This window comes from Microbacterium sp. Z11_20 (genome assembly GCF_057197605.1).
Genome location: NZ_JBXVOQ010000004.1, coordinates 159,107 through 170,499 on the forward strand (window position 1 = coordinate 159,107; position 11,393 = coordinate 170,499).

At 71.2% G+C, this 11,393-nt stretch carries 9 protein-coding genes; 2 read left to right on the plus strand and 7 right to left on the minus strand.

The features are described from left to right. Positions 1-74 precede the first annotated feature (74 nt). From AC2DFQ_RS11200 to AC2DFQ_RS11225, 6 genes are read right to left on the minus strand one after another with little or no spacing between them, the layout of a single operon-like run. A complete protein-coding gene (locus AC2DFQ_RS11200) occupies positions 75-1,529 on the minus strand; it encodes a sodium/solute symporter (protein WP_484533945.1) in 1,455 nt (484 codons plus the stop codon). After that, positions 1,526-1,915 carry a heavy metal transporter gene (locus tag AC2DFQ_RS11205; RefSeq protein WP_484510091.1) on the minus strand — a complete coding sequence of 130 codons (390 nt, stop codon included), beginning with the start codon at positions 1,913-1,915 and terminating at the stop codon, positions 1,526-1,528. Before AC2DFQ_RS11205 ends, AC2DFQ_RS11200 begins: the two co-directional genes overlap by 4 nt. Continuing rightward, the gene (locus AC2DFQ_RS11210; RefSeq protein WP_484533946.1) at positions 1,912-2,640 is read right to left on the minus strand and encodes a LytR/AlgR family response regulator transcription factor; all 729 of its coding nucleotides are present in this window, start codon (positions 2,638-2,640) and stop codon (positions 1,912-1,914) included. Before AC2DFQ_RS11210 ends, AC2DFQ_RS11205 begins: the two co-directional genes overlap by 4 nt. Continuing rightward, the gene (locus AC2DFQ_RS11215) at positions 2,637-3,815 is read right to left on the minus strand and encodes a sensor histidine kinase (protein WP_484510089.1); all 1,179 of its coding nucleotides are present in this window, start codon (positions 3,813-3,815) and stop codon (positions 2,637-2,639) included. Before AC2DFQ_RS11215 ends, AC2DFQ_RS11210 begins: the two co-directional genes overlap by 4 nt. A gap of 13 nt (positions 3,816-3,828) precedes the next feature. Then, positions 3,829-4,065, minus strand: coding sequence for a YbdD/YjiX family protein (locus AC2DFQ_RS11220; RefSeq protein ID WP_484533947.1), 237 nt, complete (start codon positions 4,063-4,065; stop codon positions 3,829-3,831). 14 nt (positions 4,066-4,079) lie between these two features. Continuing rightward, positions 4,080-6,359, minus strand: a complete 2,280-nt coding sequence (locus AC2DFQ_RS11225) for a carbon starvation CstA family protein (RefSeq protein WP_484533948.1) — start codon at positions 6,357-6,359, stop codon at positions 4,080-4,082. 201 nt (positions 6,360-6,560) lie between these two features. Between AC2DFQ_RS11225 and AC2DFQ_RS11230 the strand changes: the two genes are divergently transcribed. Further along, positions 6,561-6,902, plus strand: a complete 342-nt coding sequence (locus tag AC2DFQ_RS11230; protein ID WP_484510086.1) for a GNAT family N-acetyltransferase — start codon at positions 6,561-6,563, stop codon at positions 6,900-6,902. Positions 6,903-7,033: 131 nt separating this feature from the next. Here AC2DFQ_RS11230 and AC2DFQ_RS11235 read toward each other — a convergent pair whose 3' ends face one another. Continuing rightward, entirely contained in the window at positions 7,034-10,636 is a 3,603-nt protein-coding gene (locus AC2DFQ_RS11235; RefSeq protein WP_484533949.1) for a S8 family serine peptidase, read from the minus strand. 187 nt (positions 10,637-10,823) lie between these two features. On the opposite strand from AC2DFQ_RS11235, the gene AC2DFQ_RS11240 reads away from it, so the two are divergent. Continuing rightward, complete coding sequence (locus AC2DFQ_RS11240) at positions 10,824-11,378, plus strand: ECF transporter S component (RefSeq protein ID WP_484510084.1); 555 nt, start codon at positions 10,824-10,826, stop codon at positions 11,376-11,378. The last annotated feature ends 15 nt before the right edge of the window (positions 11,379-11,393 follow it).

The following is an 11,393-nucleotide window of genomic DNA, read 5'->3' on the forward strand; positions in this document are numbered from 1 at the left end:
ACCTACCGGGCGAATTGCGTTGCCGACCACCTAAATGTACAACTATGTGGTCGGCAACACAATAGAACCGGGAGTCAGGTCTCGGGGGTGTGCAGGCGGGCGAGGAAGCGCTCGGTGCGAAGGGGCACGCCGCGGCGATCCCGCAACGAGACGACCACGATCACGGCGGTGGACAGGGGGATCGTCCACGCCCCGGGCTGCGTGAAGACCACCGACCACGCCCCGGCGTCCCTCGCCAACGCCCCGCCGATGAGCGCGCCGCCGCACGAGATCGCACCCACCACCATCCCGGCCACCGCGCCACGAGCGGTGAGCCCCCGCCACCACACGCCCAGCAGCAGCACGGGCGAGAGGCTCGAGGCGGCGAAGACGAAGACCAGACCGACGGTGGAGACGAGCCCGTCCGGGACGGCCACGAGGGCGACGACCAGCGGCACCGCCGTGCACAGAAGCGCCGAGAGCCGGAACGAGCGGACGCTCCCGCCGAAGAGGTCCTGGCTGACCACTCCGGCCAGCGACACCACGAGCCCCGACGAGGTCGCCAGGAACGCGGCGAAGGCCCCCGCCACGATGAGGGCAGTGAGGAGCTCGCCGAGGAGCCCCGGGAAGACGCGCGAGGGAAGAGCCAGCACGACCGCATCGGCCACGCCGGGCTCCGCCATGTCGGGCGCCACGACGCGGGCGACCAACCCCAGGGTCGACGACACCGCGTAGAACACCCCGACCATGCCGACGACGAGGACCGTGGTCCGTCGCGCCGACCCGCCGTCGGGGCTCGTGTAGAAGCGCACCAGCACGTGCGGCAGGCCGATCGTGCCCAGCAGCAGCGCCACCATGAGGGATGCGGTGGCATACGTGTTCGCGCCCGCCGGTCCTCGATCGGGCGGGAAGACGACCTGGGGGTCGACGTCGTAGCCGCCCCCGCTGAGCGCGACGAGCAGGAACACGGCCGGGACCAGGAGCGCGGTGAGCTTGAGCCAGTACTGGAACGCCTGCACGGCGGTGATCGCGCGCATCCCGCCGGCGGCCACGGTGCCGGCCACGAGCACCGCGACGAGGGCGGCTCCCATCCACGGGGGCACGTCGGCGACCACACCGAGGGTGATCGCCGCACCGTGCAGCTGCGGCACGATGTAGAGCCACCCGATGATCAGCACCACGATGCTCGTCACGCGCCGGGCGGCGAGCGACTCCAGCCGGGCGTGCACGAAGTCGGGGATCGTGTAGGCGCCGCTGCGGCGGAGCGGCGCGGCCACGAACAGCAGCACGAGCAGATAACCGGCGGCGTAGCCGACGGGAAACCAGAATCCCTCGGCTCCGGAGAGCAGCACGAGGCCGGCCAGCCCGAGGAACGTGCCGGCGGAGAGGTACTCCCCGCTGATGGCCGAGGCGTTCCAGACCGGCCGGACGCTCCGCGAGGCGACGAAGAAGTCGCTCGTGGTGCGGGAGAGCCGGATGCCGGCGAACCCCAGCACCGCGGTGACCAGGACGAGGAGGCCGATCGCCGTGAGGTCGAAGAGCGGATTCACGACTCGTGCCCGGGTTCCACCAGCGCGCGATAGCGCCGCTCGTTGCGGCTGGCACCGCGGGCGTACACGATCGCGAACACCAGGATGATCGGGTAGAACCCGTAGGCGTGCAGCAGCCACGACAGCGGCACCCCGAACAGCACGGGGTCGGCGACGGCCGGCAGCAGGTGGAGCACGGCGGTCAGCGCACCGGCGACGACCAGGAAACCGAGCAGGCACGCGACGGCCAGGCGCAGCTGAGCGCGCACGAGCCCGCGGGAGAACACCGCGTCGGCCTCGTCGGTGCGGGAGCCGGGAAGCGCGATCCCGCGGGTGGCCGTCCGCGCGGAGCGGCGCGCCTCGGATGCGGTGACCCGAACACGCGCGGGCGGGCGATCGCCGCTCATCCGCGTGACCGATCGGGCCGCACGAGGGCATCGCGCACCGCCGGAACGAGGCGCCGGCTCACGGGCAGCTCGATCTCGGCGAGCGCCACGGTCGGGCTGGCCCCCGCCAGGCGCACCAGCACCACCGCATCCCGGTGCACGAGATACGAGCGGTGCACCCGCACGAACCCCGCCCCCGACCACCTCTCGGCGAGGTCGGAGAGGGGGATGCGCACCAGGTGGTCGTCGCCACCCGTGGTCCACAGGCGGGAATAGTCGCCCTGCGCCTGCACCCACCGGATGTCGCTGCGACGCACCATCCGCGTGGTCGCCCCCACCGTCACGGGGATCGTCTCGTCGTCGGCGGCCTCCTCGGTGCCGGCGGACCAGTCGAGCGCCCGGCCGACCGCCCGTCGCAGCCGCTCGACCCGCACGGGTTTGAGCACATAGTCCACCGCGTCGAGGTCGAATGCCTCGACCGCCCCGGCGTCGTCCGCGGTGACGAAGACGACCGCCGGTCGAGCTCGCAGGCGCGCGAACGATCGCACGAGCTCGAACCCGCTGAGGCCGGGCATGTGGATGTCGAGGAACGCCGCCTGCGCGATTCCCGACTCGAGGATGCCGAGCGCCTCGGCGCCGTTTCGCGCCGTGTGCACCGCGCCGACGCGCTCGTCTGCGCGGAGGAGTGCCGCCAGCTCCTCGAGGGCGGGCGGCTCGTCATCGGCGACGAGCACGTCGAGGGTCATCCGACACCCGTATCGTGCAGCGGCTGCGACTTCGGCACGCGCATGCGCACCAAAGTACCCGCGCCGAGGTTCGTCTCCACCACGAGCCCGCCGCCGCTGCCGTAGAGCTGGCGCAGGCGCGTGTCGACGTTGCGGAGACCCACGTGCGGGGAGGACGCGTCGGCGTCCAGCAGCGCGGCGAGCTCGGTCGGATCCATCCCCGCCCCGTCGTCCTCGACGGTGATCTCGGTGTGCGTGCCGTCATCCAGCGATGCCAGCGTGATGACGCCGCCGTGCTCGCCGGGCTCGAGCCCGTGGCGCACGGCGTTCTCCACGAGCGGCTGTACGGAGAGGAAGGGGATGACCGTGGTGAGGGTCTCCGGAGCGACCCGCAGCCGCACGGTGAGGCGTTCCCCGAAGCGTGCGCGCTCGAGCTCGAGGTACGAATGGATGCTGCGCAGCTCCTCGGCGAGCGTGGTGAATTCGCCCTGACGGCGGAAGGAGTACCGCGTGAAGTCGGCGAACTCCAGGACGAGGTCGCGCGCCCGCGGCGGATCGGTCGAGATGAAGGACGCGATCGCGGTGAGGGCGTTGAAGATGAAGTGCGGGCTGATCTGCGCGCGCAGGGCACGCAGCTCGGCTTCGGCCAGCGCCGTGCGCGAGGAATCCAGCTCTCCCAGCGCCAGCTGGGCGGCGCACCATCCGGCGACGTCCCCCGCCGCCCGCACGAGCGGACCGCGCACGGGCGCGGCGAAGGCGACGATCGCGCCCCACGTCGCTCCGTCCACGACGATCGGCGCGCCCACCGCATCCAGCGCCGCCCCGTCGGGATGCGGGAACACCTGCCGTCGCCCGGTCTCGCGCACCCGCGCCGCGATGCGGCGGGCGGCGGCTTCGAGGTCGTCGGCGCCGTCGAGGGCGACGGCATCCCCCGGCCCCACGAGGGCGACGGCGGGACTGCCCAGCAGCGTCCGCAGGTGCCGCACGGCCCGGTGCGTGTCGGGTTCTGCCCGGCCGCCGCGGAGCGCCGCGGCGGCCTGTGCGGCGACGTGCAGCGTGCGGTGCGTCGCCCGCTCCGCATCGCTGCCGAGGTCGCGTGACGCGTGCCCCAGGCGCCGGACGAACACCAGGGCGAGGGTCAGGAGCACACCGGCGGCGACTCCGACGGCCCCGCTGATCAGCGCGGCGTCCGGCATCCTCGAAGCCTAGTCAGCAGCAGCGCGCGCCGGGGTTGCGGTCCTGCTCGTCCGATCGGGCGCGCCAGAACTCCCGTTCTGTCATCGGCTCCTGGTGCGGATGGTGCCGGCGCAGGTGCGCGACGTAGGTGTCGTACGCCCCGTCGCCCATCAGGGTCGTGACGTACCAGCGGATGCTCCGCCCTGCCCTGCCGAGAGGTGCACGCACGTGCGCCCACCACGCTGGCCAGGCCGGGGCATCCGTCGGCATCATGTCGATCCTGTTCACGAGTGAGCGGCCGCCTTCCGGTGCGCGGCATCGTCGGTGCGCGGCAGCGCTTCCCACTCCCGCTCGATCTCGCGTTCCGCCTGGGTGGCGATGAATCCCGCCGGGGCGAACCGCCGCGAGGGCACGGGCGGGTCCTCGTGATCGTTGCCCCCGCCTTGGACCACGGCCCGGATCGCCACCCCCACGGCGATCGCGATGACGATGATGGCCAGGGTGACGAAGATGATCGACAGGGTTCCCTGCACCGCCGTGTTGCGCACGACGGCTTCCATGGCCTCGCGGCTCGTGGCGGTGCCGAACTCGGTGAGCCCCTCATCCAGTGCGCCGCGGAAGGCGAAGTGGTTCGCCCAGTACCCGACGGCCGGGACCGGCGAGAAGATCTTGTACATCGACGCGGTGATGGTCACCACCGACGCGAACGCCAGAGGGACGGCCACGATCCACAGCCACTTGGCGTAGCTGCGGCCGCGCTTGGCGACGATCGCGAGCACGACGGCGAGCGCGATCGCGGCGAGCAGCTGGTTGGCGATGCCGAACAGCGGGAAGAAGGTGTTGATCCCGCCGAGCGGATCGGTCACGCCCAGGATGAGGATCGACCCCCACCCCGCCACCATGATGGCGGTGCAGATCCACACACCCGGCCGCCACGACACGTCGCGGAACTTGGGGATGAGGATGCCGACGGAGTCCTGCAGCATGAATCGTGCGACCCGGGTGCCGGCGTCGACGGCGGTGAGGATGAACAACGCCTCGAACATGATCGCGAAGTGGTACCAGAAGGCCATCAGCGCCGGTCCGCCCAGCGCCGCCTGCATGATGTTCGCCAGCCCGAGCGCGAGGGTCGGGGCGCCACCGGTGCGCGAGACGATCGTCTCCTCCCCCACCGCGTCAGCCGCCGAGGTGAGCATGTCGGGGGTCAGGGTGACGCCCGTCAGGCCCAGGCCGTTCACGAAGGCCACCGCTCCCTCGACGGTGCCGAGGGTCGCCGCCGCCGAGGAGTTCATCGCGAAGTAGATGCCGCGATCGATCGAGAGCGCCGCGACCAGCGCCATGATGGCGACGAACGATTCCATCAGCATCCCGCCGTAGCCGATGACCCGCGCCTGGCGCTCCTTCTCCAGCAGCTTGGGGGTGGTGCCGGAGGCGATGAGGGCGTGGAATCCGGAGAGCGCGCCGCACGCGATGGTCACGAACAGGAACGGGAAGATCGGGCCGGTGAACACCGGGCCGAGCTCGCCGCCGGCGAACTCGCTGAAGGCGGGCACGTCGATCTCGGGACGCACGAGCACGATCGCACCGGCGAGCATCACGATGACGCCGATCTTCATGAACGTCGACAGGTAGTCGCGCGGCGCGAGCAGCAGCCACACCGGCAGCACGGCGGCGACGAAGCCGTAGATGATGATGCCCCACGCGATCGTGGTGCGGTCGAGGGTGAAGATCGCCGCGCCCCACTCGGTGGAGGCCACCCAGCCGCCGGCGATGATCGCGGCGATCAGCAGCACGAAGCCGATGATCGAGATCTCGGTGATGCGTCCGGGACGAATCCACCGCAGGTAGCAGCCCATGAACAGCGCGATGGGAATGGTCATCGAGACGCTGAAGACGCCCCACGGGCTCTCGCCGAGGGCGTTGACGACCACGAGCGCGAGGATCGCCACGATGATCAGCATGATGAGGAGGCTCGCGATGATCGCGGCGGTGCCGCCGATGCGCCCGAGCTCCTGGCGGGCCATCTGCCCGATGGTGCGCCCGCCCCGACGCATCGAGAAGAAGAGCACGAGGTAGTCCTGCACGGCTCCGGCCAGCACGACACCGACGATGATCCAGATCGTGCCGGGCAGGTAGCCCATCTGCGCGGCCAGCACCGGCCCGACGAGGGGCCCGGCTCCCGCGATCGCGGCGAAGTGGTGGCCGTAGAGCACCCGGCGGTCGGTGGGGACATAGTCCTTGCCGTCCTGCTTGCGCTCCGCGGGGGTCGCCCGCCGGTCGTCAGGGCGGGTGATGTGGCGCTCGATGATCTTCGAATAGAAGCGGTACGCGATGGCGTACGTGCAGACGGCCGCGAAGACGAACCAGATCGCGTTCACCGTCTCGCCCCGGACGATCGCGAGCATCGTCCAGGCCACGCCGCCCAGGAGGGCGACGGCCACCCACAGGAGGATCTTCGGCCACGTCCATCGCGAATCCAGGCGGTCGGCGGGGACGGCCACCGGGGGCAGGGACGGATCGGTCGTGAGTTCGGGCTCGCGGGCGGGAGGCCGGATTGCGGACATGGTTCTCCTCGGGGTCGCGTCGTTGCGGACGCGTCGAGGTTATGGACCGAGGCGCGGGGACGCGGAGAGGATCACCGCCGTCGTGCGATGAGCGGCGCCATCCGTGCGCCCAGCGGCGACACCACCCCTGTGGCCGCGGGTGCCATGGCGGAACAGGATGCCGCGCCCGTACGTTGGGGGGAGTAATCGGAAGGAAATCGGATGACCGACGCGATCATCGTCACCCGCAACGAGGAGAAGTCCCGCTACGAGATCCATGTGGGCGACCAGCTGGGCGGAACGCTGGACCTCGAGCCGAGCGAGGACGGCCCGGTGTCTCTTCCCCACACGAACGTGGACTCGGCGTTCAAGGGCAAGGGGCTCGGCTCGCAGCTCGTCGGCGAGGCCCTGGCCGACATGGCCCGGCGGGGCGAGACCGTCAGCCCGGTGTGCCCGTTCGTCGCCCACTACCTGCGCGAGAACGAAGTCGCCGGCCTGATCATCGATTGGCCGGTCGAAGAGGACGGCGAAGACGCCGCCGCCCCGTCCGAAAGCTCGGGCTGACGCAGGGGGACGGTGCCCACCGCCGGCGCGCCTGTCCTCGATTGCGCAGTGGCAGCATCCGGTGAGTGAGCCGAGAGCGCTCGAGGGCGCCCGAGCCGGAGCCCGGACGCCCTCGAGGCCGATCCAGCGCGTCAGCGATACACGACGAACCCGCTCAGGCCCGTGGACGAGGCGACGGTGTCGCTCCCGTCATACTGCGCGATCACGACCTTGACGCCTCGGGACTGCCGCGGCAGCGGGATGGTCGCGGTGCCCTCGGCGAGCGTGCCGGTGTAGGACCGGCCGTTCACCCACACCCGGACGTCACCGGTGGCGGGGGCTCCTCCCGACGGGGAGACGGACACGGTGACCGCGTAATCCTGCGACGAGGTGCCGATGTAGCGGTTGAGTGTCACCGACGTGTGCGACGTGAACTTCACGAACACTCCGGCGCTGTCGGCCACCCCCGGCGTGGGGTTGCCCTCGGCGGTGGCCGTCACCCGCACCGACAGCGTCGTGCCCACGTCGGCCCTGGTGACCCGATACGTGTTCCCGGTCGCGCCCTCGATGGGCTGCCCGTCGCGCAGCCACTGGTAGGCCACCGTGACGTCGGCCGGCTCCCACGTGCCCGGGCTCGCGGTGAGCGTCCTTCCGGGCCGCGGGTCGCCCGAGATCGTCGGCGCCTCGGTGGCGGACGGCGGCGCCTGGCCCGACTCGACCGTGAGCACCGTGCGCACCTCGGAGTCGCCGTACTGCGCGACCCCGAGGTAGCGGGTCTCGGGCTGCAGGCCGGCCCACGACAGCGTGTACGTCGTGGCCACGCCCTCCTCGGCGGGGATCGGGTTGGGAGTCGCCGTCAGCGCTCCTTCTCCGCCTTCGGCTGGAACGTTGCCGAACCACAGATCCCACGTGAAGGGATCGGCGTAGGCGAACACGTTCATCTCGACGAGGTAGGTGCCCGCCGTGGGGTTTTGCAGGGTCACCTCCTCGTCGGCAGCGCCGGTGCCCGACTGCCACATCTCGTAGTAGCGGAGGTCGTCGGGGCTGACGACACGGGAGACGGCAAGGTCGAGGTCGCTGGTCTCGTCGTCGGAGGAGTCCAGCGTGAACCGCGAGAGTTCAGTGCCCTCCGGCACCTCCACGATCCACCTGACGTATCCCTTCGTATCGGCACCGGACTTCTCGTCGCCCGAGTGGCCCTCGACGGGGTTGTCGGGGTCGGCCAGGAGGGCCATCGGCGCGAGCCCGGTGAGGTTCACCGGCAGGTCGCCCGTGATCCCCGGCGTGATGGTCACGTCGGTGCTGCCGGTGATGCCGGTGCCCGACACCTCGGCCGGAGCATCCGCCGTGACCGGCTGGATCGCGACCGGCGAGCGCACCGTGGTGTCGCCGTTCGTCCACGTGAGACGCCCGGTCGTCCATTCCTCGGTGGGGGCGCCGTCGCGCGTGAACGTCACCGTGTACGACTGCGTCTCGCCGGCCGCGCCGAACGTGAGGCTCGCCGGCTCCACGACCGCGTCGATACCCGGCACGTCGATGGATGCGGTGAAGGTTCCCGCCTGCGTGGACGTCACCGAGCGCGTCACCGTCTGGGGCGCCGAGAGCGATCCGATCGAAATGGAGGCGAGGTTCAGATCGCTGCCGTCGATCGGCTCGACCGCATACTGCGGGAAGCTCAAGCCCTTGCCCTGCAGGTACGCCGCCCAATCGCTCGGACCGTTCAGGTAGAGCAGGCCCGGATCGAAGAACCGCGTGGGATCGACGTGACCGGCGCCCTGCGCGAACGGATCGGAGTTGGTCGACCCGTCGTCGTTCACGGTGTCGTACGCGGTGGTCATCATCGCCGACTTGATCTCGGCCGGCGCGGCCTGGGGACGCTCCCCGAGATACAGCGCGGCCAGTCCCGCGATGTGCGGTGCCGACATCGACGTCCCCGACTTGAAGCCGAACGTGGCGTCCTCGTCGTCGGCATTGTGGGTCGGAGCCAGGATCGCCACCCCCGGCGCGGTGATGTCGGGTTTGAGGATGTCGCTGCCGTCGGCGAGCATCGGTCCGCGGCTGGAGAACCCGGCGATCACGGGGGTGGGAGTCTCCACGCCCGTGACGTTCTCCCCGATCAGCGTGGCGGTGGCATCCGGGGTGTTCCGCACGTAGTCCAGCAGCGCGGCACGGTGGGTGTGCGCCAGGTGCACGGTCGGCACGGAGTGGAAGTCGTTGTCCAGCGACCCGGGTGTGACGTTCACGAGGATCATGCCGATCCCACCCGCCTCTTCGACGGCCTGCGACTTCTCCACGCGGGCGTTCTCCCCGCGATCGCACACCACGATCTTCCCCTCGGCCTCTGCGGGGTCGAGCGCCCCGAGATAGCAGAGCGCCGCCTGGGCCGGGTCGGCTCCGGCCGCGACGATGTCGCCGGCGTAGACGACGGGACCGGTGACCTCCTCGCCGAACGGCACCGACACCGACGCGCCGGCGGCCTCGAACCCGTCAGGCAGTTGCACGGTTCCCTCGTAGGTGGGGACCGTCGACGCGGCGACCGTCGTGTACCAGGGCGACGCGTGGTCGGCCGTGGCGGCGCCCGGGCCGGCGTTGCCGGCGCTGACGGAGACGAAGATGCCCGCTGCGGCGGCGTTGAAGAACGAGCGGTCATCGGGAGCGAGTGTCGTCGTGGCCGATCCGCCGCCGATCGAGTAGTTGATGACGTCGACCCCGTCGCTCGCGGCGGCGTTGATCGCGGCGAGCAGGTCGCTCAGCGCGCAGATGTCGTCGGTGTTGTCGAGGGGATCGGGCCCGGCGTAGCAGGCCTTGTACGCGGCGATCTTGGCGCCCGGCGCCACACCGGAGATGTCACCGAAGTCGATTCCCTCGACGCCGGCGGCCACGGCGTGGTTTCCCGCTGCGGTGCCCGCGGTGTGCGACCCGTGCCCGTCGTTGTCTCGGGGTGAGCGGAAGTCGGAGGAGAAATCGAACCCGGCTTTCTCGGCGCCCGAGCTGAAGTACTTCGCACCGATGAGCTTGGTGGAATAGTCGTCTGCGTCCCACTGCTGGCCGGTGACGCGCTCGCTCCGGAACGTCGTGCCGTCGGACTTGGCGAAGACCACCTCGTTGCCGTCGAGGTACGGCTCCGCACCCGGCGCGGTGCCCAGGGGGTCGCCCGCGAACGACGGGTTCTCCGGCGCGATGCCGGTGTCGATCACGCCGACCACGGTTCCCTCGCCCGCGGCGTCCGCACCGCCCACGGCCTCCCACACGCCGCCGGCGCCCTCGAGTCCCAGGAACTGCGTCGACGGCACCGCGTCGGGGTGGCGGATCTCGTCCGGCACGACGGCGGCGACACCCTCCGTGGCCGCCAGCTTCGCCGCCTGCTCCGCGCTCAGCCGCGCGCTGAAGCCGTTGGCGGTGAGCGTGTAGGAGTAGTCGCGGTCGGCATCGACCTCGGCGGCGACCTCCTGCTGCCGGGTGTCGAGGAACTCCGTGTATTCACGCACCTCCGGCGAGTGGGCGTCGAGCTTCGCCCCCTCCTCGGGCTGCGTGGCGCGCAGGTCGGACTGGCCGCCGTCGTAGGTCGCGGCCGGCGCCTCATCCAGCAGCACGATGTACTGCCCGCTGGGAGCATCGATCGGGACGGGACTGGTCAACTCGCCCGACTCGATCGCGCCGAAGCTGGCGGTGGCGGTGGTGCTGGTGAACAGCGCGGCGAGTGCCAGGACGGCGACCGCACGCAGGGGTCGACGGTGGGTGCCTGCAACGGGCATATGCGCTCCAAGAGGGGGGATGATGTGAGCGGTCCGCGCGACGACGGCGCACGTGCGTTAAACATAGCTCACAGCACAATCCCAGCCAACGGTCGGTTTCGGGCGGATGTTCAGGGCCGTGCCCGCACCCACCGACCGCGCCCTCGCCGGCGGCCGGTGCCGAGGAGGCCGGGAGTACGCTGAACCGGTGACCGCGGCATCCCGGGTTCCCACGCGGATCCTCCTCATCTGCGCCGCGATCGGGGTGGGGACGGGCCTCCTCTCGGCCGGGTGGGCCGTGCTGCACGCGGTCGCTGCCGTCGGCGCCGTCGCCGTCTACGGCCTGGTGCTGGGGTTTCATGCGCTCCCCGGCGTCATCGCACAGGAGTTGCTGCGACAGCCCTGGGTGGCGCTGCTCACTCACGCGATCGCCGCGATCGTGGCGTCGGCCATCGCGCCGGCGATGGTGGCGGGCTACCTCGTGGCAGCGGTCGTGTTCGGCGGCGTGCAGGAGGGGGTGGCGGCCCTGACCCGCTACCGGCACTGGGAACCGTGGCGGTTCTTCCTGTCGGCAGCGGTCACCGGCATCGTGCTGGCCGTCCCGCTGTGGTTCGCGTTCGACCTGGCCCGGTTCGCACCATGGGCGCAGGTGGTCTTCGTCGCGCTGTTCATCCTCGGGCCGGTCGCCTGGACGGCGGTCGGTCTCGGCGTGGGTGCGGGGCTCCGGCGAGCGGGCGTCGCGCGCCCCGCCGTGCGGCGCTGAGCCGTCACTGCGCCG

Bases quoted from the DNA above. Each gene is read 5' to 3' on its own strand.
- AC2DFQ_RS11205 (WP_484510091.1), bottom strand. From the start codon at position 1,915: ATGAGCGGCGATCGCCCGCCCGCGCGTGTTCGGGTCACCGCATCCGAG.
- AC2DFQ_RS11210 (WP_484533946.1), bottom strand. From the start codon at position 2,640: ATGACCCTCGACGTGCTCGTCGCCGATGACGAGCCGCCCGCCCTCGAG.
- AC2DFQ_RS11215 (WP_484510089.1), bottom strand. From the start codon at position 3,815: ATGCCGGACGCCGCGCTGATCAGCGGGGCCGTCGGAGTCGCCGCCGGT.
- AC2DFQ_RS11220 (WP_484533947.1), bottom strand. From the start codon at position 4,065: ATGCCGACGGATGCCCCGGCCTGGCCAGCGTGGTGGGCGCACGTGCGT.
- AC2DFQ_RS11225 (WP_484533948.1), bottom strand. From the start codon at position 6,359: ATGTCCGCAATCCGGCCTCCCGCCCGCGAGCCCGAACTCACGACCGAT.
- AC2DFQ_RS11230 (WP_484510086.1), top strand. From the start codon at position 6,561: ATGACCGACGCGATCATCGTCACCCGCAACGAGGAGAAGTCCCGCTAC.
- AC2DFQ_RS11235 (WP_484533949.1), bottom strand. From the start codon at position 10,636: ATGCCCGTTGCAGGCACCCACCGTCGACCCCTGCGTGCGGTCGCCGTC.